Annotated in this window: 29 protein-coding genes; 14 read left to right on the forward strand and 15 right to left on the reverse strand. The window is 54.0% G+C overall.

The genetic code is table 11. The annotated features are described in order from the left end of the window. Positions 1–6: 6 nt before the first annotated feature. The 5 genes from QI197_05515 to QI197_05535 form a co-directional block, all read right to left on the reverse strand. The gene (locus tag QI197_05515; protein MDK2372818.1) at positions 7–381 is read right to left on the reverse strand and encodes a hypothetical protein; all 375 of its coding nucleotides are present in this window, start codon (positions 379–381) and stop codon (positions 7–9) included. Further along, positions 368–685: a hypothetical protein gene (locus tag QI197_05520; GenBank protein ID MDK2372819.1), complete on the reverse strand. Its 318-nt coding sequence runs from the start codon at positions 683–685 to the stop codon at positions 368–370. Before QI197_05520 ends, QI197_05515 begins: the two co-directional genes overlap by 14 nt. Before the next feature lie 149 nt (positions 686–834). Then, positions 835–1,527, reverse strand: coding sequence for an ABC transporter ATP-binding protein (locus QI197_05525; GenBank protein ID MDK2372820.1), 693 nt, complete (start codon positions 1,525–1,527; stop codon positions 835–837). Continuing rightward, entirely contained in the window at positions 1,524–2,159 is a 636-nt protein-coding gene (locus QI197_05530; protein ID MDK2372821.1) for an ABC transporter permease, read from the reverse strand. The genes QI197_05525 and QI197_05530 overlap by 4 nt, the downstream gene beginning before the upstream one ends. Before the next feature lie 4 nt (positions 2,160–2,163). Next, positions 2,164–3,048 (reverse strand): substrate-binding domain-containing protein, encoded by an 885-nt coding sequence (locus QI197_05535; protein MDK2372822.1) that lies wholly within the window; start codon positions 3,046–3,048, stop codon positions 2,164–2,166. A gap of 228 nt (positions 3,049–3,276) precedes the next feature. On the opposite strand from QI197_05535, the gene QI197_05540 reads away from it, so the two are divergent. The 3 genes from QI197_05540 (at position 3,277) to argH (ending at position 7,274) form a co-directional block, all read left to right on the forward strand. Beyond that, positions 3,277–4,593 (forward strand): ATP-binding protein, encoded by a 1,317-nt coding sequence (locus tag QI197_05540; protein MDK2372823.1) that lies wholly within the window; start codon positions 3,277–3,279, stop codon positions 4,591–4,593. Positions 4,594–4,705: 112 nt separating this feature from the next. After that, positions 4,706–5,923, forward strand: a complete 1,218-nt coding sequence (locus QI197_05545) for an argininosuccinate synthase (GenBank protein MDK2372824.1) — start codon at positions 4,706–4,708, stop codon at positions 5,921–5,923. After that, the gene (argH, locus tag QI197_05550) at positions 5,898–7,274 is read left to right on the forward strand and encodes an argininosuccinate lyase (GenBank protein MDK2372825.1); all 1,377 of its coding nucleotides are present in this window, start codon (positions 5,898–5,900) and stop codon (positions 7,272–7,274) included. The genes QI197_05545 and argH overlap by 26 nt, the downstream gene beginning before the upstream one ends. Here argH and QI197_05555 read toward each other — a convergent pair. The 6 genes from QI197_05555 to QI197_05580 all read right to left on the reverse strand — a co-directional run bounded on the left by QI197_05555 (position 7,271) and on the right by QI197_05580 (position 13,801). Further along, on the reverse strand, positions 7,271–7,852 hold the full coding sequence (locus QI197_05555) for a hypothetical protein (GenBank protein MDK2372826.1): 582 nt from the start codon (positions 7,850–7,852) through the stop codon (positions 7,271–7,273). The genes argH and QI197_05555 overlap by 4 nt on opposite strands. Positions 7,853–7,981: 129 nt before the next feature. Beyond that, a complete protein-coding gene (locus QI197_05560; GenBank protein MDK2372827.1) occupies positions 7,982–8,662 on the reverse strand; it encodes a hypothetical protein in 681 nt (226 codons plus the stop codon). A gap of 46 nt (positions 8,663–8,708) precedes the next feature. Next, a complete protein-coding gene (locus QI197_05565) occupies positions 8,709–9,800 on the reverse strand; it encodes a radical SAM protein (GenBank protein ID MDK2372828.1) in 1,092 nt (363 codons plus the stop codon). Continuing rightward, positions 9,797–11,071 carry a hypothetical protein gene (locus tag QI197_05570; protein MDK2372829.1) on the reverse strand — a complete coding sequence of 425 codons (1,275 nt, stop codon included), beginning with the start codon at positions 11,069–11,071 and terminating at the stop codon, positions 9,797–9,799. Before QI197_05570 ends, QI197_05565 begins: the two co-directional genes overlap by 4 nt. Before the next feature lie 63 nt (positions 11,072–11,134). Beyond that, entirely contained in the window at positions 11,135–12,406 is a 1,272-nt protein-coding gene (locus QI197_05575) for an NADP-dependent isocitrate dehydrogenase (protein ID MDK2372830.1), read from the reverse strand. A gap of 123 nt (positions 12,407–12,529) precedes the next feature. Beyond that, entirely contained in the window at positions 12,530–13,801 is a 1,272-nt protein-coding gene (locus QI197_05580) for an FAD-binding oxidoreductase (GenBank protein MDK2372831.1), read from the reverse strand. A 76-nt stretch (positions 13,802–13,877) separates the two neighbouring features. On the opposite strand from QI197_05580, the gene QI197_05585 reads away from it, so the two are divergent. The 8 genes from QI197_05585 to QI197_05620 all read left to right on the forward strand — a co-directional run bounded on the left by QI197_05585 (position 13,878) and on the right by QI197_05620 (position 21,900). Then, positions 13,878–15,731 (forward strand): heterodisulfide reductase-related iron-sulfur binding cluster, encoded by a 1,854-nt coding sequence (locus tag QI197_05585; protein ID MDK2372832.1) that lies wholly within the window; start codon positions 13,878–13,880, stop codon positions 15,729–15,731. A 181-nt stretch (positions 15,732–15,912) separates the two neighbouring features. After that, positions 15,913–17,211 carry an adenylosuccinate synthase gene (locus tag QI197_05590; protein ID MDK2372833.1) on the forward strand — a complete coding sequence of 433 codons (1,299 nt, stop codon included), beginning with the start codon at positions 15,913–15,915 and terminating at the stop codon, positions 17,209–17,211. Positions 17,212–17,318: 107 nt separating this feature from the next. Next, a complete protein-coding gene (locus QI197_05595; GenBank protein ID MDK2372834.1) occupies positions 17,319–17,942 on the forward strand; it encodes an orotidine 5'-phosphate decarboxylase in 624 nt (207 codons plus the stop codon). Beyond that, positions 17,929–18,510, forward strand: coding sequence for an orotate phosphoribosyltransferase (gene pyrE / locus QI197_05600; protein MDK2372835.1), 582 nt, complete (start codon positions 17,929–17,931; stop codon positions 18,508–18,510). The genes QI197_05595 and pyrE overlap by 14 nt, the downstream gene beginning before the upstream one ends. Continuing rightward, on the forward strand, positions 18,507–19,397 hold the full coding sequence (gene pyrB, locus QI197_05605) for an aspartate carbamoyltransferase (GenBank protein MDK2372836.1): 891 nt from the start codon (positions 18,507–18,509) through the stop codon (positions 19,395–19,397). The genes pyrE and pyrB overlap by 4 nt, the downstream gene beginning before the upstream one ends. Further along, on the forward strand, positions 19,394–19,867 hold the full coding sequence (gene pyrI, locus QI197_05610; GenBank protein ID MDK2372837.1) for an aspartate carbamoyltransferase regulatory subunit: 474 nt from the start codon (positions 19,394–19,396) through the stop codon (positions 19,865–19,867). The genes pyrB and pyrI overlap by 4 nt, the downstream gene beginning before the upstream one ends. Then, complete coding sequence (locus QI197_05615) at positions 19,845–20,651, forward strand: dihydroorotate dehydrogenase electron transfer subunit (GenBank protein ID MDK2372838.1); 807 nt, start codon at positions 19,845–19,847, stop codon at positions 20,649–20,651. Before pyrI ends, QI197_05615 begins: the two co-directional genes overlap by 23 nt. Before the next feature lie 28 nt (positions 20,652–20,679). Continuing rightward, positions 20,680–21,900 (forward strand): dihydroorotase family protein, encoded by a 1,221-nt coding sequence (locus QI197_05620; protein MDK2372839.1) that lies wholly within the window; start codon positions 20,680–20,682, stop codon positions 21,898–21,900. On the opposite strand, the gene pyk is transcribed toward QI197_05620, so the two are convergent. Next, the gene (gene pyk, locus QI197_05625; protein MDK2372840.1) at positions 21,852–23,279 is read right to left on the reverse strand and encodes a pyruvate kinase; all 1,428 of its coding nucleotides are present in this window, start codon (positions 23,277–23,279) and stop codon (positions 21,852–21,854) included. The two genes, QI197_05620 and pyk, sit on opposite strands and share 49 nt — an antisense overlap. 127 nt (positions 23,280–23,406) lie before the next feature. Between pyk and QI197_05630 the strand changes: the two genes are divergently transcribed. From QI197_05630 to QI197_05640, 3 genes are all read left to right on the forward strand, one after another. After that, positions 23,407–23,655, forward strand: coding sequence for an AbrB/MazE/SpoVT family DNA-binding domain-containing protein (locus tag QI197_05630; GenBank protein ID MDK2372841.1), 249 nt, complete (start codon positions 23,407–23,409; stop codon positions 23,653–23,655). Next, positions 23,642–24,055 (forward strand): PIN domain-containing protein, encoded by a 414-nt coding sequence (locus QI197_05635; GenBank protein MDK2372842.1) that lies wholly within the window; start codon positions 23,642–23,644, stop codon positions 24,053–24,055. The genes QI197_05630 and QI197_05635 overlap by 14 nt, the downstream gene beginning before the upstream one ends. Before the next feature lie 286 nt (positions 24,056–24,341). Beyond that, the gene (locus QI197_05640; GenBank protein ID MDK2372843.1) at positions 24,342–24,971 is read left to right on the forward strand and encodes a hypothetical protein; all 630 of its coding nucleotides are present in this window, start codon (positions 24,342–24,344) and stop codon (positions 24,969–24,971) included. 71 nt (positions 24,972–25,042) lie between these two features. Here the strand turns inward: QI197_05640 and QI197_05645 are convergent, their stop codons facing one another. From QI197_05645 to QI197_05655, 3 genes are all read right to left on the reverse strand, one after another. After that, complete coding sequence (locus QI197_05645; GenBank protein ID MDK2372844.1) at positions 25,043–25,339, reverse strand: type II toxin-antitoxin system VapC family toxin; 297 nt, start codon at positions 25,337–25,339, stop codon at positions 25,043–25,045. A gap of 173 nt (positions 25,340–25,512) precedes the next feature. Continuing rightward, complete coding sequence (locus QI197_05650) at positions 25,513–25,731, reverse strand: hypothetical protein (protein ID MDK2372845.1); 219 nt, start codon at positions 25,729–25,731, stop codon at positions 25,513–25,515. A 311-nt stretch (positions 25,732–26,042) separates the two neighbouring features. Further along, on the reverse strand, positions 26,043–26,292 hold a 250-nt coding region (locus tag QI197_05655), incomplete at its 5' end, for a hypothetical protein (protein ID MDK2372846.1).

Here is a 26,292-nt window from a genome sequence, read left to right on the forward strand (position 1 = left end):
GGAGAATCAGCACTTAATCACTGTTACGGACTTAATGCAGTAATCTATCTCCACTCTGGCTCTTTCTAAAGCTTCTCCACCTATTATGATCTCGTTTAACCCCTCATAACTTTCTAGCAGTCCGTCAACCTTGTAATCACCTGAGATAAGCGTGGAATAACCTCCCATAGATTTGATAACTCTGCCATCCGGCAGGACCAAGTGCCTCTCGGTAGAAGGTCTTATACCTAGCTTGTGGAGAACCTCGCTTGGTACCAGAGCGAAGCCCTCATATCCCGTATCTAGAACACCCCACTCCTCCCCCAACTCAGGATATACCTTCCCGCTGAGAGGATTGTAGAATTTGACTCTAATGTAGGGGATTTGATCAACCACGCTCAAGTACCCTAGCACCTGCCCGAGCTAAGGGCTTAGGGGGAGGTAGGGCCCTCACCGTAACGGTACTGGGATCAATACCCTTGGATTTTAGAATCTCAGCGAGTTCTTCGAGGGAAAGTGCCCTAGCTACTTCTTTTCCCCCCACTTCAGCTATGAATACTCGTTTAAACTCAGATTCTAGTAGAGCCCTCTCTATAGCCGATGAGACGAACTTTGACAGCGCTCCTCTTCCGGCCCCTCTCTCCTTAAGATGCTTCCTTAACCTCCGGAGCAGATCATCGGGTATCACGACGGTTAAGGTCCCCATACCCACCAACTTTTTATTGTGTAATTACTTACTATTTATTTATGTATGTTTCGCTGAAGCACTCAAACCCAAGTCGAAGGATCTTGCCGATAGAATGAGGGTCCTATGGCTTCTCAAAAATCGTATGATCCATTCTTGCTTGATATACCCTAACAGCAGTCTAGGATCTCTGAAGGTCTACCTATGGACCCTACCACTCCATTTTCAACGATCACAACTCTGTCCGCCGTCCTCAGGGCTAGCAAGTGGTCATGAGTGGCAATGACTATCCCCATACCCTCCGATCTCAACTTTCCTATGAGGTTCGTCAGGATAACCCTCTTCTCCCTGTCAAGATGAGCCGTAGGTTCATCCAGTAGAAGTATTTTTGGGCCAGCAGCCACTGCTCTGAGGATCGACACCACCTGCGCTTCCCCTGCAGACATCTCTCTCCTATCCTTCCGAGATAGGTAGGCCGAGCTCGTATCACTGAGCAGCTCTTCCGCAATCTTGATCGCCTCCTCCCTAGGCACGCCCCTCAGCAGAGGGGCAAAGGTCACATTATCCAAGGCCGTTCCCCTCAGGAGGATAGGCTTCTCGTGAACATAAACCACCGTCCTCCTTAGCTCAAGCCTCTTGGATCCATTCACCTCCCATATATTCGATCCCCAGAACGTGACCTCTCCCCTCGAGGGCCTGTAGAGACCCCCAGCTAACTTCAGGATGGTGGTCTTCCCGGAACCATTGGGACCCACCAAGGCGAGCACTTCACCCCGCCTGATCTCCAAGCTCACCCCCCTCAGAGCCCACTCCTTAGATCTTGGGTACCTGAACCAGACTTCCCTCAACTCTATCCCGTTCATTCTCTGAGCCTCCCCAAGAACCTGAGGGTGAGGGAGATCATGGTCAGTATGAGCAGCAGGATGATGCCCAGCGACACGGCCAGCTCAAACTCCCCCTTGGACACCTCGAGCGCTATGGCGGTGGTCATGACCCTCGTGTAACCCCTTATGTTACCTCCCACCATCAAGGCGACGCCCAGTTCCCCCAGAGCCCTAGAGAAGCCCATCACCACGGCAGCAGCTACCCCTGAGAGGGACTCTGATATCACTATCTTGGCCGCCTGACCCTCAGCAGCGCCCAAGGAGAGGGCCAGCTCCCCGTACATGTCCCAAGAGTGGGTGAGGACCCTGTAGGCGACTGACGTTATTAGAGGGGTTATCAGGATGGCCTGCCCAATCACTATGGCTTGGGGGGAGTAGAGTAGCCTCAGTACACCGAGAGGGCCCTGCCTGCTGAGGAGTAGATAGAGGAGGAGCCCTATCAGAACGGTGGGCACGCCCACCATGCCCTCTAGAAGGGGAATGATTGGTCGGGAGGCCTTGGGAGATCGCACAAGCAGGTAAGCTAGGACGATACTCCAAGTGGAGGCCAGTAGTGTCGCCGTTCCCGACACCACCAAGCTCCTGACTACGATCTCCAAGACCTCCCTCACCGGATCACCCTTCAGCCAGCGCCTGCCACCTCTCCCTGAGCCAATCCAACTTATCCTTTGCGGGATAGAAGAGGGGCTGCCCGTACTTGGAGATACCGTAGCGAGCAATCAGATCTTGGGCATCCCTCACCACGAAATCAGTGAAGGCCCTAGCATACTTGGCCTCTTCCCCAGCACAGGAGGGCACGAGGTAAACGCTGTATATGTTGAGGAGCTCGTCGCCACCCTCGAACAGGATGAACAAGTCGGGAACTTTACCGTCCTTGCTGTATTTGAGGAATGTGCCTATGTCTGAGAGCACATATGCTCCCTTCTCGTTCGCCACCAGTAGGGTCGCGCCCATCCCGCTCCCAGTTTCCATGTACCAAGGTCTTCCTTTGGGATCCAATCCAGCAGCTCTCCATACGCTCAGCTCTTTGACATGGGTGCCGGAGTTATCTCCTCTGCTGGCGAAGCTTGTTTCTCCTCTCTCTCCGGCCTCATATATCCTCTTGAAGGCATCTATCGGCGACTTAGCCTCCCTCACTTTGGCTGGATCCGATGGAGGGCCGGCTATGATGAAGTAATTATATGCGAAGATATGTCCCTCAGCCATGGCCCCCTCCTCCATGTACCTCTTCTCTAAGCTGGGAGCATGCACGAGGACCATACACGCATCACCCTGCTTCGCCCTCCTCAAGGCCTCACCGCTTCCTACTGCTATGAAGTCAAGTTCGACGTTGGGGTGATCCTTCCTGAATTGATCTCCAAGATAGTCGAGGAGTCCTGTGGCGTAGAGGCTGGTAGTAGTGGTTATCCTGACCCTGACGGGCCCACTCTCCAGCATGAGGAGAGAGGTGATTACTAGGACCAGCACAACAGCTGTTGCGGTTATGAGCTTGGTGCGCATGGGGGCATCAGATGAATTGGCTTCTGTTAACTTATATTCGTTATCCGATATTGATTAACGATAAATCGCCATGAGCGACTGCCATTCGTCGAGCTATGTCATCATATGAAGGAGGGCTCATACCATCACTCACGCTCGGTGCGAGCTAGCCTGATACCATGCGCGTTACCTAAGTTTCTCAGTCTAGTAATATATATTTATGGAATTTGTCATATACTACTGATACATATGGGCATAAGGGCGTCCCTAGAGGAGGTGGTAGAGGAGTTCCTAAGACTGGGAATTCCCGACTTGAAGAGGAGGGAGGTCTCCCTACCTAGGCCCAGAGGAAGAGCAGTAGTCGTAACAGGTTTAAGAAGAGCGGGAAAGACGTTCTTGCTCTACCAGACGATGGGGGAGTACTTGAATTCTGGAAAAAACTTTGAAGAATTGCTCTATGTAAATTTAGAGGATAATAGACTTGAGGGGATTACTAGCAAGGACCTCTCGTACTTAGTGGAGGTATATGCCTCGAGAAATCCCCACAGTCGTGAGATGTACCTCTTCCTAGACGAAGTCCAAGTAGTTCCGGGTTGGGAGAGGTTCGTAAGGAGACTCCTAGAGAGAAGGTCCGTCCACATATTTGTTACGGGCTCCTCATCCAGATTGCTCAGCTACGAACTGGCTTCAACCCTCAGGGGGAGGAGCCTGACGCAGAAGCTCTTTCCCCTCTCCTTCAGGGAGTTTCTCCTGTTTAAGGGGTTCTCCATCCCTCAAGTACTCACAGAGGACGATAGAGGTGCTGTAAGAAGTTACTTGAGGGAGTACTTGGTGTATGGGGGCTTTCCGGAGCTGGTGATGTACGACGAGATCCTGAAGGTGAGAACCCTCCAAGAATACTTAGATCTCGTGATCTACCGGGATCTAGTCGAGAGATACGGGATAGAAAAGTTGGGTGCTTTGAGGGCGCTAATAAGGGCAACAGTCAGGAACTTCGCCAGAAAATCCTCTGTGAGAAGGCTTCATACGATGCTTCTGTCCATGGGTGCCAGAATAAGCGTCAACAAGGTTTACGAGTATTTCTCCTATCTAGAAGATGTAGGATTCGTTCTACCCATCAGGAAGCTGGAGGCCAGCGATATAGAATCCATGAGGACCATTCCTAAGCTCTACCTCATGGACAATGGATTCCCTACCATATATGGCGTGAAGGATGACGGGTTCAGGATGGAGAACTTGGTGGCGGTGGAACTCTTGAGGAGGAAGTATTACTGGAGACCTCTCATGGAGGTGTATTACTGGGAATCCCGGGGAAAGGAGGTGGACTTCGTTGTGAAAGAGGGTGGAGAGATCAGAGAGTTGATACAGGTCTCAGCCTCACTTGACCACGATGTTAGAAGGAGGGAATTCACAGCTCTCTCTACTGCTTCAACGGCTCTCGGTTGTAAGAATCTGAAGGTGATAACGGGAGAAGAGGAGGGTGTAGAGGAGTGGGGCGGTAGGAGAATTGAACTGATTCCTCTATGGAAGTGGCTCCTATCCGGCCCTGTCGGCACCAAAACATGAGATATCTGATCCTCCGTGTCGAATGTTCTCATAGCTTCCCACAGGTAACTTTATAATCAGGCTGAGATTCGACCCCTAAGGTGAGTAGTGTGCGTTACCGGAGATTCCTCCTTTGAATGAGAGCATCTCCAAGGTGGTTTTGGCCTACTCAGGCGGTTTAGATACGACGGTCGCCATAAAGTGGTTCACCGAGCAGGGGGTCGAAGTAGTCACGTTCACAGCTGAGATCGGGCAGGGAACCGATTTGAAGGACGTTGAGATGAGGGCATACGAGGCCGGCGCCATCAAGCACTATGGCTTGAACTTGGTGAATGAGTTCGTCAAAGATTATGTGGCCCCGGCCATAAGGGCCAATGCCAAGTACGAGGGAGAGTATCCCCTCTCCAGCGCCCTCTCCAGGCCACTGATATCTACCAAGCTGGTCGAGATAGCCAAGAAGGAAGGTGCGGATGCGGTCGCGCACGGTTGCACCTCCAAGGGCAACGATCAGGTGAGGTTCGACATAACAGTAAGAGCCCTAAATCCTGATCTCAAGGTCGTGGCACCCACTAGGATATGGCGCTGGACGAGGCAGCAGGAGATTGAATACGCCAAGTCTAGGGGATTGAGGATACCGGAAAGCCACAGCAAGTACTCGATAGATCAGAACCTCTGGGGCAGGAGCATAGAAGGCGGTCCGGTCGAGGATCCTTGGAACGAGCCGCCCGAAGACGCTTTCGAGTGGACGGTCTCGCCGGAGAAGGCCCCCGAGTACCCCGAGTATTTGACACTGGGATTCGAGGAGGGACTTCCCATTTCCCTCAATGGGGAGGAGCTTGGTCTGAGCGAGCTCATAGCCGAGCTTAACTCCTTGGCTGGGAAGCATGGTATAGGGAGGATAGATCACATGGAGAGCAGGATCATAGGGTTCAAGAGCAGGGAGGTATATGAGGCTCCCGCTGCCGTAGTAATCCTGAAGGCCCATAAGGACTTGGAGAAGCTGATACTGACGAGAAGGGAGCTGCAGTTTAAGGAGGTGGCTGATAGGGAATGGACCAACTTGGTTTACGAGGGGCTGTGGGGCGATCCCCTGAGGGAGAGTCTCCAAGAGATGATCAAGAGGATGAACGAGTTCGTCACCGGCGAGGTCAGGTTGAAGTTATATAAGGGAAGCGCAATTGTGGTAGGGAGGAGATCGGAGTATGCCTCCTACAGCTTGGAGGTTGCCGGATACGATGAGGGCTGGTACCCCACCGACGAGGAGGCTAGGGGATTCATACAGGCTTGGGGGCTACACACCCTGATGGCTAGGGCGGCGAGGAGGGGTGTATCGAAGGCCGGGGCTAGGTGACCAGCCGGACTGGCTCACTAGGTTCATCTCATCGCTGAAATCCGATAGGGCCATCTTCAGGGCTGTAGTACTCACGGCATACGCCCATGTATTCCACCTGATTGAGAGGGGAGTCTTGCCGAAAGAGGCATCCTCCCTCCTACAGCGGCTCAGGGAAGCCTTAGATAGGGAGGAAGAGATACTATCCGAGAGGTACGAGGATGTCCACGAGGCCCTCGAGGCTTGGCTCCTCGAGAGGGAGGGAAAGATTGCGGGTTGGTTGGCTTACGGGAAGAGCAGGAATGATCAGGTGGCGACGGCTCTGAGGTTGGCCCTGAGGTGGAGGCTCATAGGGCTTCTGTGGGAGATGAACAGGCTTAGGAGATCTCTCCTCGACTCGGCTGAGAAGCACCTCCTCGTCAAGATCCCAGCTTTCACCCATATGCAGCCAGCACAGCCGACTTTAGCTTCTCACTATCTCCTTTACCTAGAGAACGAGATATTCCATCATTACAGGGCCATATGGAATGTACTGAGGGAAATTGTGGATCTCTGTCCCTTGGGCTCGGGGCCCTCGGCTGGGAGCTCAGTACCCCTAGATAGGGGCAGGCTAGCGGAACTCCTTGGCTTCTCTGGGGTGGAAAGCAACACCATATCGGCCACAGGAAGCAGGACCTTTGCCACCTTGTCTGTCGGTATAGTGGCCAGCCTAATGGCCACTCTGAGCAGGGTCGCCGAGGACCTAATAGTATGGTCTACCCCCCAGTTCTCGCTGGTGGAGATACCTGAGGAGCATGCATCCACCAGCAGCATAATGCCCCAGAAGCGGAATCCGGTTACTTTGGAGCTCATCAGAGCTAAGGCCGGGACTATAATTGGTTCCCTCGTCTCCCTGCTCACCGTGGTGAAGGGGATCCCCAGCGGTTATGACCTCGACCTGCAGGAGGCCAATCCGCATATACTCAAGCCGGTGGAGGAGGCCTCCGAGTCGGTGAGGGTGATGGCCGATCTGATGAGGAGGATCCGATTTAGGGAGGTGATTATCCCGTCTACCCTCGCCCAAGATGTGGCTGAGAGGCTGGTCAGGGAGAGGGGAATCACCTACAGGGAGGCCCATTCTATTCTCGCGTCCGCCCTCCGAGAGTCGGAATGGGACTTACTTCAAGCATGCGAGAGGTTGGGGATTGACACTCCTAGAGTGGATGAGATCCTGAACAGTAGGGGGAGGGGAGCTCCTAATCCAGACCTAGTTAGACGAGAGCTATTATCTAGGAGGAAGCTCCTCAGGGACGATGTGGATGATCTTACATCCTATGAGGAGGAAAAGATAAGGGCTGAGAGGGATCTCCTTAGCTCAGACCCACTCGCCTAGCCGGCCGAGGAGACCCTTCCCAAGTCTTGATAGGTATCCTCCTCAAGTAAAGTTATCTCCTCTAGTAGGTCCTCGGTCATCACCGGGGGGAATACCCTAATGTATGAGAGTGAGTAGATCTCAGCTAGTACCCGCTCTAACTCCTCTATGCCCCCTTCTACATTTCCTTGCTCGAGAAAGTACTCATCTAAGTCCACATAACCGTCGCCGAAGGCCACTACTGGAATAACTGCCCATGTGAGTCTCCCGCTGCCGTCGTCCAGCCCGTTTGGTGTGGGGATTAGCCCGTTAGAGGTGAAAGGGTTGAACGCGTATACCCTACTTCCCTTACCCCTCCTCTCAAGTAGGCCGGCCAAGGCCACCGAGTTGACCGGGATCTCATCGAGCAGGGGTCTGCTGAAGAGATCACTGACGTAGTAGAGTGAGGTCACGACGATCACCTTCATGTCCCTAAGGGTGGGTAGGGTCTTGAGGGCTACTTCCGCTATCCTGCGTGCCTCGTCATCTCTTAGAGGTCTGAGGGGAACTTCATTCATCAGTACGGGGATACAGAGCAGGTCTATGGCCTCGGGTATCACGCTCACTTCCTCGCACTGGACTCGACCCCAATAAATAAATAGTTAGGGGTTCTTCCCTGACGCCAAGCCTCGTGGGATTGTTAGCGGTGATCTCACTGGAGCCAGTTTTCCACGGACATACCGGAAATTTCACCCACCGGGGCTCCCCCAGTTCCACTTCTCCGGCTTATTAACCTCGAGCGGTCCGTTGAGCTTCGGTACGTCCATGAGTTGGAATATCGCTGTAGATGTGGTGTTCCCATCCGTTATGACTACTTCTATCCTCACCATGTAGCCCTCTGTAGTGTCGAAGTAGAATTTAGTGGTGGTGTTTATGTTTGGTTGGGGATAACCAGCTGTCTGATTCGTGTAGTTCACGACCGGATGTTGTCCCCAAGGCATGTCTATGTTCGTTATTCCCTCGTACTTGAGGGATATCCTATTTCTTCCCCTACCTACATTGAATGGGAGTTCTATAGAGTCGACACCCAGCAGCTCCTTGGGCATGGCTATCAGGCTGAATGGAGCATCATAACAGGGAACTTGGGCGGTCTCGTTGACAGGGCAGAGGTGGTAGGTGGGCCACGAGAACCCATCCACCCTCACCGTCCTGTTAACTCTCTGGATCTCGACACTCCTATTGCCGTAGCTCATGAGGATCCTCAGCTCCTGCTTCAGGATGGACCCCTCACCTACAGAGAACGTTAGCTTGTCTATGGAGGCATATCTCTCTTTGAATGACGTGCCTCCAGTCATTTCTGATAAGAGATAGAGTCCTAAGATGAATAGAGCCGCTAGGATTATCAGTACCGATACGAGGAGCTTGTTCATTGTTATCGGTAGTGGGTGGGGATATTCCAATATATTCTTATTGCGGTCAGGAGAGGAGCCACTCATTACCGATGTAGACCTCCAGCCCGGACTCCTCAGCCACTTTGACCGCCTCCTCAGCGAACTCCCTGGTGGTGAGTGGGAGATCTCTGGCTAGATGCTCTGGATGAAAGGCTAAGAGCACATAGGGGATGTCTGCATCGAGGGACGAGAGAAAGTCCGCTATACTCTCTATCTCTCTCAGATCTATATAGTAAGGAACCATCAGAGTGCTTACCACAATGAGAGGCGGATCGTTCCTCATCTTAGCTAGTTTTGAGGCTTCCCTCAAGTTCCTTACTACCCTGTCCCTTCCCCTCACTCCAGTGAGAGCCTCGTAAACCTCGGAAGTCCAAGCCTTCAGGTCCACCTTTACTATCCCCCCGCTCTCCAAGGAGGCCTCGGCCATCTTCAGGAATATCTCGGGATCTTGAAGCCCGTTTGTCTCCCAGCACATCCTCTTGATGCTAGGCGCTGCATCCCTGACCTTCCTGTAGAGTGAGAAGAGTTGTGGCGTCCATGGGCTGGGATCCCCTCCGAAGGCGCATATGCACGTCACATCATTCCTCAGGGCTTCCCTGAGTAGGGAGCTCAGGGACATGAGGGATCTTCCCATGGACGCCATCCTCTTATGCTCTGCGTTCTGACAGAAGAAGCAATCTAGGTTGCATGACCCGTAGAAGATTGCCAGATTGTATCTTCCTATTTCCGGACCGCACACATCGGTGAACTCCGGGTATCCACGGCAGGTAGCCGCTGGACATACTGGTGTGGCGACGCAGTTGGTGGGGAGTGGATCCAAGTAGTAGAGGCCTATCGCCAAGTTCCAGCTACCTGTCAGCGGCCTGAGCCCGTTCCTGTTGATCACGGTACCGCAGTAGCCCCTATCCCCCTCGTCTAGCTCACAGCCGTTAACACAGAGTGGGCATCTGAGCTTTCCTCCCCTCGGAGGATAGGGTGGAAGGCCCGTTGAGGTTCTCCACCTCTCTCTCCTCTCTCTCACGATCTCTATAGAACCTGGTCTCTTCCTGAGGCATTCGAGGCAAACGGAGAGGGACTGGCTAATCCTCTCGCTACCGCAAACCTTGCACCCCTTCATGATCCCAGCACGACCCTCCTCGATGATCCATCTACTATGACGGTCCACTCGCCCTCGGGTAGAGGTCCAGCACTTATCCTCGTTTCCACGACGGCTAAGCACTGTATGCAGACTTTAGAGCTTCTCTCCAAGTCTATCACGATCCTGAGTACCTTATCTTCCAAGTCAAGCTCATACCACTGGATCACATGCCTATAGCAGGGGTCGGGCGCGCCCTCCCTCATTAGGATGAGGAGGTCGTTGTATCCAACAGCTACCGTGACATCCCTCCCAGTCGTAGATCCGCATGAGGCTGAACTGCTAGCTCTAAGCTCGAATAAGCCTCTCTCCCTCTCATATTTAAGGGAGAGCACGGCTTCCTTCATTCGAGAGGGTAGCTCAGAGGAGGCGAAGGCCAGGGCGGTTTCACGCGTGTCGTTCCTATCGACTCCAGCTATCACCAGCAGGGGCCTATCCATAGGGAGCTCATCCTCGGATATCACGCCACCCCTCCTACCCTCCCTCATTCTGAGGAGGAGTTTCATAGCATCGTCCTTAGGCATATAAATCTCACTTACATAGCCGGATCCAGGGCTGAGAGGGCCTCCTAAGACTATAACCGCGGGATAGTTCAGGACCTTAGCTACCTGTTTAGGATCCGTGGCATCGAGCCAGACGGCACCTAAACCCACCTCCCCTAGGGCCCTAGAGATCACACCGAAGGAGAGATTCCTGTCTATCTCATTAGATAAGATTGCTACAGCTCTCTCCTCCACCCAGATCTCCACGGTTCCGCTTATGCACCTGAGCGTCTCCTGCTTCACATCGACCCCTTTCTCCTCCCTCAACCACTTCACGAGGGCAGCAGGCGGTATCCTGTTACCGCTACTCTTAATGGGATTGGAGAACTTGTTTAACTCGGCGAGACCGGCCGAGACGAGCAGCAGCTTCATTAACTTGAGGGGGGAGTCTGAGAGGCCCTCATCCGTCTCAGTTAGAACCAGTGATTTCTTGTGACCTTGGTAGATGTATCCATGCAGTACCTTCCTGCCCCTTCCGACCAGATCCCCGAGCATCACCTCTACCCTGCTCAGCGTGAGGCCTTGGATCCTCTCCTCAGATATAACGGCCTTCAAACCCATGTCCTTGAAGGCCCGATAGATGAGGTCTAGCTTCAGTTTACCCTCATACAGTGAGCCTATGACCCCACCCGTGGGGATGCAAGCGTTAACTGGGATGAGCGTTATGAAGAGGGAAGAGATCAGTAGAATGATAGTTAGAGGCTTCCTCATCGGTTATAACTACTTGCATGCCTTAAAAAGCGTTTCAATACGAAAAGATAAGGGGGAAGTTGTTCAGGAGCCCCTTATGTTATCTATTAGCACCTTTGTGTACTCGCTGGCCTTCAGCGGCTGGACCCCGGGCATGTGCCTAGCCAAGTCCTGAGTGACCTTCTTCTCCGCTATAGCCTTCTTTATAGCATTCTTTATGAGAGCGCTGGCCTCCTTCCATCCCATGTACTCCAGAAGCAGGCAGCCGCTCAGTATCTCGGCAGTAGGATTCGCGACATCCTTACCAGCATATTTGGGAGCGGTTCCATGTACCGGCTCGGCTAGGGCCATGTAATCACCGGCATTCATTCCGGCGGCCATTCCTATCCCGCCGACTAGGGCATTGGCCTCGTCACTAATGTAATCGCCGTTGACATTTGGTGCTACTATTATATCGTAGTCCCAAGGTCTGGTTATTATTTGTTGGAGCATGTTATCTGCTATCCTATCGTTCACCAGTATCTTGCCCTCGGGCATCTCTCCATTATACTGCTCCCAGAGCTCCTGCTCAGTCACCACGTACTCTCTAAACTCCTCTGTAGCGACTTCGTAGGCCCAGTTCCTGAAAGCGCCCTCCGTGTATTTCATTATATTGCCCTTATGCATGATGGTGACGGGGCCCCTCCCGTTCTCTATCGCGTACCTCATCGCCTTCCTCATGAGCCTCTTGGTTCCGAATATGGAGATGGGCTTTATCCCTATACCGGCATCGCGCCTTATCTCCACGCCCAGCTCTTCCTTCAAGAAGTTCCTGAGCTTCTCGGCCTCTGGACTGTCGTAAGTCCACTCTATACCGGCATAAAGGTCCTCGGTGTTCTCCCTGAATATCACAAAGTCCACCTTATCCGCATGGCAGTGAGGGGCGGGCTGGCCGAAGTACTGGACCGGCCTTATGTTGGCGTATAGGTCCAGTTTTTTCCTCAGGGCTACATTCAGGCTCCTGAAACCGGTGCCCACGGGGGTCGTCAGGGGACCCTTGAGGGCTAGGACAGTGTACCTTATCGCTAGCACCGTATCTTCGGGCAGTAATTCGCCATAGAGCTCCATGGCCTTCTCTCCGGCGTAAGCCTCCCACCAGACTATCCTCCTCTTACCCCCGTAAGCCTTCTCTATAGCCGCATCCATCACGGCTCGGGCTTGACTCACGATCTGGGGACCTATGCCATCGCCCTCTATATACACGATAATTGGCTCATCGGGGACGACCAGCTTGCCGTTCTTAACCGTTACCTTCTCGCCCTCCTCGGGCAGCCTGAGCTTCTTGAACTCAGGGGGGCTTTCGAGTATATCCACCAAGGGAGTCACCTCCGTGGGGGCCCGACGGCTCAGCTTAAAAGTTTGGACGCTTAGATAGTTGAACGGACGATCGACCAATAGAAGTTTTGGCGAGCTCTCTAATGAAAGAGGGGTGAGGGATTATCAGAAGACGAAGCTCTCCGTTTCCAAGGATCTTCCAACCACTTCTAGCTTGTTGGTGGGTATCTTCTCCCCGCCGTACAGATCGGCGTAAGTCTCCCCGTATAGGAGAGCCGCAGCGATCCTGCCGATCGCATCTCCCTTGAGGATCCCGCTTCCACTAGCTCCAGTAGCCACGACCATGTTTGATCTCCTGAAAACCACAGGATTGTGATCGACGGAGTTCAGCATATACAGGCCGGCCCACATATTGTCCACCCTGGCTCCCTCTAACTGCGGGAAGTACTTCACCATTATCGGGTAGATGTTATCGTAGTAGTAGTTCTCCTCGGGCTCCTCGTCTGGGGCGAAGGGCCTTATCTCGTCCGAAAAACCGAACCAGAAGGTTCCATCCCTCCTATCAGCCCTTATGTAGTGACCGGTCGGGAGGAAGGTGAATGGGAGTATGCCCTCCTCGTTGAACCCCTTCGTGTTCAGAAGAGCCTTCTGGGCTTCAGTCCTGGGCCTGAAGGTGAATATCTGCCTCTTCTTCGGCTTGGAAATGCAGTCTATGCCTAGGGGATCGAGCAGGAGGTGGGTCCATCCGCCTGCAGCTATCACGAGCTTCTTCGCGGTCATTATCCCCTTGTTCGTCTCCACGCCGGCGAACCTCACCTTCTGCCAGGCTCTAGGCTCCCTAGGGATGCCGAGCTTGATCTCGGGCTCTACTATTATCCTCTCCACCTTAGTGTTGAATTGGAAGTTCCCTCCCATCTCTCTGATTTTGTCTCTGTAGTAGTAGGCAAGCTTGTCAGCGTCTATGTAGCCGCATTTGACACCGAACAGCCCGTAGTCTACGTTCTTCACCCCTAGGATCTCGGCCTCCTCATCCCCGTCGAACTCGTAGTTCATCTCGAGTACCTTCTTCAGTTCAGCCCTCCGGTAGATCTTCAGGGTCCCCTTCTTCTCCAGCGCGTGGGCTACGTCGGCTATCTCCTCGAACTGCTCCTTGCTCCTCAATATGAGGTAGCCCACTAGCTCCATCCCCAAGTCGTAATCCTCCTCCCTCTGGACATAGAGGTAGAAGTCGACGGATGTGTCGGATAGGAGCCTGTTGGTTGAGGAGGTAAAGAGTCCAGCCCTGAAGCCGGCAGCGCTCTTTGCTGTAGCTCCCTGACCCACATCTCCCATCCTATCGACGATGAGTACGTTAACCTCGGGATCCCTACTCAAAACGTGATAAGCGGTAGCCAGTCCCAAGATACCGGCTCCCACAACGAGCACATCGGCCTCCAAGGAGCTTCACCCTGTTCTCACGAAGGAAAAAATGAAAAAGTTATCCTGATTTGGTGAAACGGTGTTACCATTGGTTGTGAGAGAGAGCTTCCCCCTCCTCCCAAGCTGGACCCCCGTAGTCATGTATTCGATCCTCGTACCATTTGCGCTAATCTTCCTGTACGGCCTCTGGAGGATCTCGAGGAAATTCGAGCTGGTCAGGGCGTTGAAGGAGCTTGACCTTAGAAAGCTGCGGAGGGGTCTGATAAGGATCTTATCTCAGAAGAGAGTTCTGGAGAGGGGTAGAGGTTTTTTTCACGCGCTCCTCTTCGCGGGCACCCTTGTCCTGTTTCTAGGCACACTCACGGTGTTCCTCGAGACGGATATCCTCGAGCACCTCGGTGTCAGAATACTCTTCGACGGGACCTACTCAGCCTTCGAGCTGATAATGGACAGTTTCGGCATCCTCTTCCTAATTGGAGCCCTTTCATTCTTTCCCACCAGGGATAGAGAGGGTAAGGTCCTCCTGTTGGGGCTCCTCTATATAGGGGTGACGGGTTTCTTCCTAGAATCAACTAGGATCTACGCTCAACCTAACGCTGCCAGCCATTATTCGCTCGTGGGCTCCCTGCTCTCCGGAACGGTTGGTCCCCTCATCCCCCCCTCCTACACGGGCCTGTGGTGGAGTCACGCCCTCCTAGCTTTCTCGATGGTAGCCTATCTGCCCTACAGTAACCTGCTCCACTCCCTCACCGCCCTCCTCACCTCCTCCTTGGAGGAGGAGGTCGTCAGATTTCCGAAGGAACCGTTCAGGCTGCGGGAGCTGGAGGATGTCGAGGAGATCAAGCTGGGTTTCTATGAAGCCTCTGAACTTCCGTGGTACGAGAAGTACATGCTCGCCGCCTGTGTGAAATGTGGGAGGTGCACCGACTCCTGCCCCGCCAACCTGACGGGCAGGCCCCTCTCACCAAAGGACGTGGTTCAGGGATTGAAGGTCTCACTGCTGGGAGGCACTTACGAGCTGGCTGAGGACGCTGTCTGGTCATGCGTCTCCTGTGGAGCCTGTTCGACGGCCTGCCCGAATTATATAAGCCCGTTCATCTTCCTTATGGAGAGGAGGCGCTCTCTCGTGGCGGAGGGCAGGATAGACAAGAAGATGGGTGAGCTGCTGAACGGGCTGAGGAGATACCACAACTCCCTCTCCGTCCCGCAGAGGGGGAGGCTGAGCTGGATTGAGAGCGACGACGATCCCGACTATTACCTGTGGGTGGGCTGCCAGTACTCCTTCGATCCCGTGGGTAAGAGAATCGTTTCTAGGCTCGTAGACCTGCTGAGGAAGGTGGGCATCAGGATTGCGATCTTCGGGGAGATGGAGACCTGCTGCGGCGAGCCTGCTAGGAGGTTAGGAGAGGAGGGCATGTTCCAAGAGTTCGCCCTCGCCAATGCCGAGCTCTTCAAAGAGCTAGGAGTGAAGAGGCTCCTAGTTCTCTGCCCGCACGGCCTCACCGTGTTCAGGCACGAGTATCCCAAGGTAGTCGAGGACTGGGATGTGGAAGTGGTCTCGCATGTGGAGCTGCTGGCTAAGCTGGTGAGAGAGGGACAGTTGAAGGTAGGTCACAACAGGGAACTGACGTTCCACGATCCGTGCAACCTCTCCAGATTCAATGGGGTGGTGGAGGAGCCGAGGGAAATATTGAGGAGAGTAAATGGATTCAGAGAGATGGACAGACACGGCGCGAACACCTTCTGCTGTGGTGCGGGAGGCGCTAACTACTGGTACCAGACCGGGGAGGGGACCATGGCTAAGGAGAGGGTAAAAGAAGCCCTAGAAGCTGGGGCGAAGGCTGTGGTGGTGGCATGCCCGTTCTGCTACGCTATGCTCAACGATGCCTCCAAAGGGATGAACTTGGAGGGTTTTGAGGTCTTGGAGATCAGCGAGCTCTTGGAGTGAGTTTCCCTTCCCACAGTACTTCCCCTCTTTGTGCTCGATTTCAAATAGCCTCCCTTCGTGGGCTTGAGGGAAAAATTATGAGGGTAATCCGTAGGATTCTCCTCGAGGCTCAAGGTAGTGGAGGGGTTCAACCGACCCTACAGTTATATCTAATCCAGGTCCCGCGGATAGGTAATAGCAGATGCCTGCTGTGATTGTCGTGGGCATGCAGTTCGGTGACGAAAGCAAGGGTGCTGTGGTGGATTACTTAGCAGAGTGGGCCGATCTCGTCGTCAGGTACAACGGGGGTAGCAACGCGGGACACACGGTCGTGGCGGAGGGGCAGAAGTACAAACTTCACCTGATGCCCTCCAGCGTCGTAAGGAGTAAGAGAGGGGTCCTCGGCGCCGGAGTGGCCTTCGATCCGGAGGTATTCATACGGGAGCTCGAGGACCTCAGATCTAGGGGGAAGGGGGTCGATGTGCTAATATCCTTGAAGGCCACACTTCTCCTTCCCTATCACAAGGAACTTGACGCCGCGCTGGCTGGAGGTAAGCTTGGCACGACCAAGAGGGGGATAGGTCCGGCCTATCAAGACAAGATGGCCAGGGTCTCCGGACTGAAGGTCAGTGATCTGTTCAGCTCCAACTTCCCCAAAAGGCTGAGGGAGGTCCTCGAGATCAAAGAGGAGGAGTTGAGGAGAGCTGGGGTGCTCATGGGCGATCTGGACGAATATTACGAGCGGCTGATCGAAAGGGCCGAAGGCTGGAGGGAAGTATTGGAGCCGTTTGTTGGTGATGACCACTTGGAGGTCAACGCGGCCATAGCCGAGGGAAAGTTCGTCCTCTTCGAGGGAGCGCAGGGCACAATGCTGGATGTGGATCACGGCACCTATCCCTTCGTGACCTCCTCCAACGCGATCGCCGGTGGGGCGTGCACGGGGGTGGGGGTCAGTCCTCTCGCCATAGATGCTGTGGTTGGGGTCAGCAAGGCTTACACCACTAGGGTGGGAAAGGGTCCCTTTCCCACGGAGCTGGCTGGAGACCTAGCTAAGTACATCAGGGACAAGGGAGGAGAATACGGCACCACCACAGGAAGGCCACGCAGGGTAGGCTGGCTAGATTTGCCCATGCTGAGGTACTCGGCCCTGATCAACGGAATAGGCTACCTAGCCATAAGGAAAGTGGATGTCCTCTCGGGCCTCTACAAGGTGAAAGTGGCCGTGGCTTATGAGATAGATGGTGAGGAGTACCGGGTGGCTCCCCCTTACGTGGGAGCCCTTGAAAGGGCGAAGCCAGTGTACGAGGAGCTCGACGGTTGGAGGGTGGAGAATTGGGGCAAGCTCGTCAGAGAGGGCTGGGACTCCTTCCCTGAGGAGGTGAAGGCCTACGTGGAATTTGTGGAGAAAGAGGTGAACGCGAAAGCCGTCATGATTGGGGTCGGGCCAGAGAGGGAGATGACCGTCCCCACACCAGCGTTGGAGGACCTCCTCTCCATGTGACGGAGATGGCATAACCCCCATCAACTTATATAGTTAGAAGAAGGACCTAAGGAAGGGTTCCAATAGGGAACAAGCTCTTCGAGAGATCCTCTTTTCTGGACTCCCGGTTGATTCTCGCGTTAGACTTCCCATCTGGAGACTTGGATGAACTCCTTAATGGGCTGAGGGACTACGTAGTGGGCGTGAAGGTGGGTTTTCCCCTAGCACTGACCATAGGATGGGAGGGAATAGCGGAGCTAGCGAGTAGACACGAACATTACTACTGGATCGCAGATTTCAAGCTGGCAGATATACCTGATGTGGTCGAGCACATCCTAGACAGGTTCAGGGAGATGGGCATGGATGCCGCTATAATACACCTGTTCACAGGGCACAGGAGGTACGAGACTGGACTGGAACTGATCGGAGTGGCGGGCATGAGTCACCCCCAAGCTAAACTCATCAGGGAGAACTTCATTAAGCTGCTGGAGGAAGCGAAGCTACTCAACGTCATGGGTATCGTCGTCGGAGCTACTAGACCGGAGATGATCAGGGAGGCGAGGAGAAGGCTTCCCGACGTCCGGATCTTCTCCCCAGGTGTGGGATTCCAAGGTGCCAAGCCAGGATCTGCCTTGGAGGCCGGTGCGAACTTCGAGATAGTGGGCAGGTCCATTCTGAGGAACGAGGATCCTGTTAAGGCCGCGAGGAGTGTGGTGGAGGCTCAGAGGGTGATCCTTCATGGAAAGCGCTGAGTTAGGACTAATCCTCGTGAGTAAGGGCATGCTCAAGTTCGGAGACTTTCTGCTAACCTCGGGCCGGAGGAGCACCATCTACGTGGATCTGAGGCCTCTTCCTTCATTCCCGAAGGAGTTCAAAGCGATCTCAGAGGAGCTGGCTGGGAGGATAGGCGATGGTGGGATATGCGGGGTTGCGGTCGGGGGCCTACCTCTAGCCACAGCGGTGGCCCTGCTAACCTCCAAGCCCCTAATCTACATCAGGAAGGAGAGAAAGGAACACGGGACAATGAGCTGGATGGAAGGGGTGGTGAGCGAACGGGAGTACGTGGTGATAGACGATGTGGCGACCACCGGTGGGTCACTTAGGAGGGCCGTTGAGGCGGTCAGGGAGGCAGGAGCTGCAGTCAGGGAGGCCTGGGTCGTGGTGGACAGGCTTCAGGGTGCGAGAGAGTCCTTGGAAGAGTTGGACGTAGAGTTGAGGAGCATTGCTACCCTCCCCGATATAGTCAGGTCCGTTCTCCCGGATCTCTCCCCTGAGGAGAGGAAATATGCGGAGATCTACCTTGAAGAGGTGGGATATTGAGTTTTAGAGGGAAGGATGTTCTTTCCATACTGGATTTCACCCGTAATGATCTGGAGAGGTTGTTCAGAATAGCCTCCTCCAAGTTCGAGGGGGACGAGCTGAAGGGGAAGGTGGTGGCCCTAGCCTTCTTCGAACCCAGTACTAGGACGAGGCTCAGCTTCGAGACCGCTACCCTCAGGCTGGGGGGTGGGTACATAGGATTCGATGCCATTCAGGGCACCTCGATAGCTAAGGGGGAGACCTTCTCCGACACTATAAGGATGCTCGACGCGTACGCTGACGTGATAGTCGTGAGGCACGGTCTGGAGGGAGCTGCCAAGCTGGCTGCGGAGCTGGCCAAGGCCCCGGTAATAAACGCCGGGGACGGGTCGAAAAGGCATCCCACGCAGGCCATGATAGATCTTTACACGGTCTGGAGGGAGAAAAAAGGAATAGATAATCTGGTGTACGGAGTTTTGGGTGATCTCAGATACGGGAGGGCATCGAGCAGCTTCCTCAGAGCCCTGAACCTCTACTCACCTAAGAAGGTGTACCTGATAGCTCCTAAGAGCTTGCGCCCAAAAGAGGAGCTCCTAGACACGTTGAAAATACCTTGGGAGTTCTCAAACTTGGAGGAGGTGCTACCGGAACTGGATGTCCTCTATGTGACTAGGATACAGAAGGAGAGGTTCCCCGACCCGGCCGAGTATGAGAGGGTCAAGGGGAGCTACAGAATCGATGCTGCCCTGCTCAAGAATGCTAAAGAGGACATGATAATCCTACATCCCCTCCCGAGAGTAGATGAGATTGCCTTGGATGTGGACTCCACGCCTCACGCTCTCTACTTCAAGCAGGCCGCTTATGGGGTCCCCATCAGGATGGCCCTGCTGAGGGAGGTGGTACCATGAGTGAGGAGTTGGTGGTCAGGAGGATAAGTAACGGTACCGTAATAGACCACATCCCCTCCGGAAGGGCTCTCAAGGTCCTCCGCATCTTGGGGATCACGGGGGAGGAGGGCTACATGGTATCCATGGTGATGAATGTCTACAGCAAGAAGCTGGGGAAGAAGGACATCGTGAAGGTAGAGGGGAGGGAACTCAGCAGTGAGGAGGTGAACAAGATAGCGCTGGTTGCACCTACTGCCACGATCAACATAGTGAGGGATTACGAAGTTGTAGAGAAGAGGAAGGTAGAGCTCCCTGACAGGATAGAGGGAATATTGAGGTGTGTAAACCCCAAATGCGTAACAAATGCTCCTAGGGAAGCGGTCCATCCATCGTTCAGGGTGATATCTAGGAAGCCCCTTAAGCTGGTCTGCGAGTATTGCGGTGAGTACCTGACGGAGGAAGAGGTCATTGCGCAGCTTGCGGGGACATAGACCCCACACAGTAGCTGAAAGCGAGCCCCTCACCCCGAGGGTGAGGAGGATTGTGCTGAAAGGCGAGATCGGAGCGCTGCCCGGTCAGTATGTGATGGTCTGGGTCCCCAAGGTGGGGGAAATACCGGTCAGCGTGGCTAGGGAGGGAAACGGGGAGACTTGGCTACTGGTGGCTAGGGTAGGGAAGGTGAGCTCGGCCATCCACTCTCTTAAAGCTGGAGATAGGCTCTGGATAAGGGGGCCCTACGGCAGGGGCTACACCACCGAGGTTGAGGGGAAGGTCGCTCTCGTGGGAGGGGGCTACGGCATAGCTCCCCTCATACATCTAGCTGACGCACTCACGAGCAGAGGGGGGGTGAGGATCGAGTTCTACGCGGGGTTCAGGAGCGCGGAGGAGGTGATGCTCGAAGACCTCATGAGGGATCTCTCGGACAGGCTTGTGGTGAGCACGGATGACGGGTCATACGGGCTCAGCGGATTCATCACGGAACACATAGACTATAAGGGGTTGAATTTCGTTTACACTGCTGGGCCGGAGGCGATGATGGTGAAGGTGGTATCCGAGGCGGTCAGGAGAGGAATTAGGGTGGAGGCTTCTTTGGAGAGGTTGATCAGGTGTGCCGTTGGACTATGCGGGGCGTGCGTCCTCGATCCACAGGGCCTCCTGGTGTGTAGAGACGGTCCTGTCTTCGATGGTGCTGTATTGATGGCCTCCGAGGACTTCGGGAAGTACTGGAGGGATTTCGATGGGAGGAAAATCCCTCTGGGAGCCCTCTCTAGATGAACTGCTCGGATGAGAGGGTGTAATAGAAATGACATGCCTATGTGGTCTCGCGTATCTGCCCTCCTTGGGATTTGAGAGGATCTGTGTCGAGTTCGGGTCCACCATTCTCAAGGTCTCCAAAGCATCTGATGTCCCCTGTAATGAGGTTGATGTCGTACTCCCCGGTTTCGTGGACCTCCATGTCCACATGAGGGGCCTAGGGCAGAGGCACAAGGGAGAGTGGAGGACCGAGTCCCTCGCCGCGTTGCACGGAGGTGTGACCGTCGTGGTAGACATGCCGAACAACGTTCCGAGGGTGGACAACCTAGAAATCCTCAGGAGGAAGCTTGAGGAGGCTGATAGGGAGAGCTACGTGGACTTCATGCTCTACACAGCCTATCCCTTCCTTCCAGATGAGAGCTACGTGGCCGGGGTGAAGCTCTTCCCCTCCGACCTGATGAACGACCTCAATGAGGTGTTTTCAAGGGCTTCGAAGCTGGGAAAGGTAGTGGTGGTCCACGCGGAGGATCCCCTAATCCTTCAGGAGGCGGAAAAGCCGAGTAGGGTGGAGGACCACTGGAGGGCCCACCCGGAGCTTGCGGAGGATGTGGCGGTGAGGAGGGCCCTCTGGCTGGCCGAGAAGCACGGCACCAAGGTTAGGATAGCCCACTCCACCCTCCCTATAACCCTGAGACTGGTGCAGGAGGCCAAGGTGAGGGGTGTGGACGCGAGCGCCGAGGTAACGCCGCACCACATCCTGTACAGCATCGAGGACTCACCCACTTTAGGGCCCCTAGCCAAGGTCAATCCCCCGCTCAGATCCAAGCCGGTTGTTGAGGAGCTCAGGCGCATGGTCCACGCCGGGATGGCGGACTTCCTAGCCACGGATCACGCACCTCACGGCCCAGAGGAGAAGTCCAGACCCTATGAGGAGATGCCTCCTGGGATCCCTTGGCTCGACCTGATGGCCCCCTTGCTCATGACAGTTATAGAAGAGGGAATTTTCCCGGCCGGGGTGATCGACATGTACAGTTCTAGGCCAGCGGCTCACCTTGGGCTGAAGAGAGGGAAGATATCACCGGGCAGCGCTGCTGACCTAGTCGTCCTGAGGAAGGAATCGTGGACGATAAGGGGGGATGACATATACACTAAGGCGAGGTCCACTCCCGTAAGGGAGGTGGGGTGGGTCGTGGAGAAGGTTTACCTGAGGGGGAAGCTTGCCTACGATAGTGGGCCAGTGGTGGAGGAAGGATTCGGTTCCCCCGCTTGAAGCACCTCCTCGACGCTGAGTATCCTGAGCGAGTTCGTCTTGGCCCTCCCGTGGGGATGTCCGAACGTCACAACTACGGTATCTTCAATGTCCAACGCCCCTCTCTCCAAGCAGTGGTTAACCGCTTGCCTCACGGCCTCGTCCAAGTCTTGGGAGACGAGGAGGCTCTCGACTCCCCAGCTCAAGGTCAGTAAACCTCTTGTCTTTTCCCTGCTCAGGAGAGCTAGTATTTTGGCCTTGGGCCTGTGCCTCACTACATGCCTAGCGGTGAATCCTGTGTAGGTGAAGCACAGTATGACGGGGCTCTTCAGCATCTCGGACGCCTCCACAGCCGCCTTACCTATGAAAGCAGCCTTCGAAGTGAGGGGAAAGTCCATCCTCGGGGTTAGGGAACGCTCAGCGCTCTCTGCTATGACCCTCATCCACCTGACGCTCAGCACAGGGTACTTACCCACAGCCGTCTCCGCTGATAGCATGACAGCGTCACTCCCGTCCATTATGGCGTTGTAAACATCGGTTACCTCTGCCCTCGTCGGGACGGGGCTCGAGGTCATAGATTCCAGCATCTCGGTGGCGGTTATCACGGGCTTGGCAGCCTCGTTAGCCAGTCTTATCAGCCTCTTCTGGATCTGGGGTACCTCCTCCAGTGGAAGCTCAACGCCTAGATCCCCTCTGGCCACCATTATGCCATAGGACTCCTCCAGAATTTCCTTTGCGTTCTCAACTGCCTCTCTTGTCTCTATCTTCGCTATTAGAGAAGGAGGATCGTCAGTCAGCGATTTCAAGAACTCTTTGGCCTCTATAACGTCCTCCACCGCCTTAACGAATGAGAGGGCTATGAAGTCTACTCTCTTCTCCACAGAGAGCTTCATGGCTAGCCTGTCCTCCTCAGTAAGCCCCTTGAGGTCGAAGGGCTTAGAGGCATGTACCGACCTCTTGTCCCTTATCACTCCTCCATGGACCACCCGGCACTTCAGGACATCTCCGACCTCCTCCACCACAAGCCTGATCCTACCTTCATCGATGAATAACTCGTCCCCCTCTGCCAAGTTTCTGAGGACGCTGGAAGGCTTTATCTTGATCTCTCCCAAGCCCTCCTTCCCGCTGACCGTTACCACATCCTCCTCCTCTACCTTCAGCTCCTTCCTCCCCATGTGGGTTCTGACCTCCGGTCCCTGAAGGTCGGACATAAGTCCTATCTTCAGTCCAAGGTCGTGAGCGGCTCTACGAACCAAGTCTATGTGGTTGGCCTTCTCAGTTAGGGTGCCGTGGGAGAAGTTCATTCTAGCAACGGACATGCCCTCCGCTATCATCCCCTTTACCACTTCCATGGTGGAGGAAGCCGGGCCTATTGTCGCTACTATCTTGGTGCGGGCCATCCTGGCCTAGTACAGTGATCCATTAAAAGTGGGCAGCAGAGGTCCCGAGAATCCAATGCATCTCCGGTCTTATCACCTGAATAGTTTCTTAGAAAAATTAAAATTTCCTAGAACGAAGGTGGGCTTGATGGGAGTAAGCAAGGTCAGCAGAAAGGGGCTCACCAACGTACCCTCGAAGGTGAGGAGGGAAGCTGGAATAGAGGAGGGAGATCTCATGATATGGGAGGTGGAGGGTAGAGGGATCATAAGAGTGCGAATCGTGAAGGACCCGCTGAAGCACTTAAAGGGGAAGTACGATGATCCAGATCTAACCTACGACAGAGTTGAGGAGACTGCTGATAGTCTCATTGAGAGGGAGCTGAATGCCGGTAATTGAGCTGGATATGCTGATCGCCTTGGTCAACAAATCGGACAAGCTGCACGAGGTGGCAAGCGGGCTGTTTCAGGCTATCGCCTCGGGGAGGTTGAAGGAAATGAAGTTAGCCTCTTCAGCCCTTCTGGAGTACGAGCTGGTGCTGAGATCCCGCGGATACGGTGAGAAAGACATTAGAGGAGATATAGAGGCCTTCAAACTGATCCCCAACTTAGAAGAGGCCCCCCTAACATCCGAGGTGATCGTGAAGGCCTCCTCACTCAGAGAGAAGTATTTCCTCACCTACTTCGATTCCCTGCACTGTGCCACAGCCATGCTGTATGATGGTAAAATAGTGGCCTCTGATAACGCTTACGATAATGTTCCCGAAGTGAGAAGGTTGGACCCTTCCTACCTAGTCTGATCGGGTAATTGAGATCACCTGGTCGGAGAGAATAGGTGCTCTTACACGCGGTATCGGCATCTGGGGATTATTTTATGAGTTTAAACTTGGTTGGCGTGAGGAAGGGCCGCAACTCACCTGCTCATGCTCCTTTTCAGAATTCCCTCAGGCAGACTCTAGTTTTTCTCTCAGTGATGTATTGAACTCATGGAATCAGCAAATAGTTTACTGTGTGGATAATGGCTGATACGGTGTAAGGGTTATGCCAATCATGTATGGTAATAAGTAATATTGGCTCGACAATCCAGTGCCAGATACCCGGAGGTTCAGGTCCGATCTGGAGGAGCTGGCCAAGAGGATAGAGAGGAGGGGAGGTTTACCGACCGGCAGGCTGAGACCTCTTATCGACAGGCTGACTGACCTCTACATAGCTGGGGCCGTGAAGATAAATCATTCGGCCATGGAGCTTGTGATAGCGGCTCACCTGATCATGAAGGGGTATCAGGTGGATGTGGAGGTTAAAGTGAACGACATCAGATGCGATGTGATGGGCACGAACGGGGGGAAGGTGATAGTAGAGGTGGAGACAGGCTTCGTGCCTCCAGACCATGCCTTGGATCCCGACAGTTTCTGCAGGGCGAGGATAGCAAGCAAGATCGCTAGGTATAGCCAGCACGCGGATAGATTCTATTTAGCGGCGCCCCCCACCTATCTGATGGAGATACCCCCTTTCCTCCTCACCCCGCCCCACGCTAGGTCCGAGATAGAGCTGAGGAAGTGGAAGGAATTGCTGGACAGGTATTATAGAAATCCGCCCATACCCATGGAGCTGCTGAGGAGGGCCAAGCTCAATGGGATTCTTGTGACCTACGTAGATGAAGGTAGAGTGATAGAGCTCAGCACTGAGGCCTATCTCAACCTATTTAAGTACATCTAGAGACATGATCTCTGATTACAAGGCATAATACGGGAATGTAGGGTGACTTCCCAGTATTCAGCCGTTCCGATCTAATCTAAGGACAAGGCAGGGAGGATGCACTTCCCATATGGTGAATGCTCTACTTTATCCAGGGGGAATGTCTTCACCCCAACCTCTGAGGCCACATCTCTCAGTTTTTGATCGAATGTAGCGAGATCCGCTCCCCTCATGACGGCTAGAGCCAGATAAAGAGAATCGTACACCGTAATTTCATACCTCATCGCTATGCTCAGAGCCTCCATGATCAGCTCGCCTGCTGGATATACTTTCATTCTACTCAAGGATGCTGAGCAGATCCTCAACAGCCTTCCTGCACTCCTCTTCATCGAGCTCTCCCCGAAGATTTCTCCTCCATATGGCATTGGCGGACTCTGGCAGTGCGAGATTGAGGGTGCATACCCTTTCACCACCTAATATCCAGCCTTGATGGATCTCTCGGCCTCATCGGATCCCTCCTCATCCAGCAACAGCTTAACGAGAAAAGATGAATCCAAGACTTTCATCTGCTCTCCCTGTCCTCTCTGATGAGTCGAGCTGAATCCGTCCTTATCTTCCTTTTTCGGGCCTCTTTCCTAACTCTGTCTATTATCTCCAGTAATTCGTAGTCTCTGACCCTTTCTTCTATGTACTTCCTTATTTCTTCGCTCCAGTTGACTTTCAGCTTCTTCATTTTCTCTTTCAGCTCTCTCGGAACCCGAACTGTGACTACCGAGCTCATCGGTATTACGTGATGAAATATGTTTTAAAGGAGTACGTAATGACGAATTGGACTACTAACGCGCAAACACTTGAGGCGCTGACTCAACAACATCGAGGCACTGTGGAGTCTACAGCTAGAATAAACCCGAAAATTGCTTTCGGGGGGATCCCCGACCTTCCGGCCGGGTTACTTCCGATCGCCCCTCCCGAGGCGACCGGAACTTCAGCGGTCAAGGCTAACCCCGACCGCCTACTCCTCCCCTTTCCCGGCAAGGAGAACTTACCGGCAGTAACTAATAAACCTTCCGTATCATATTTTTCGCAAACTTGTTAAAACTTTTTGATTAGAGATGGAAGGGAGGCCGTAGTGTATAGCTGATCCCTCCTGACGCCAATCCAGACCTCTATGGCCTCCTCCACGGCTTTCACGAGGCGAGGTGTGGGTCTGCCTAGCTTTATCCCTGGGCACCTCTGATCGACGTAAACGTAGAATTCGCCCAGTTTGTGGGAGTAGTAGGCCTCCTCACCCCTTCCATACTCAGGATTCCTGTATATCTTGAAAGGCCATATTTTACAGGCG

The sequence above is a fragment of the Thermoproteota archaeon genome, assembly GCA_030130125.1.
Taxonomy (GTDB): Archaea; Korarchaeota; Korarchaeia; order Korarchaeales; family Korarchaeaceae; genus Korarchaeum.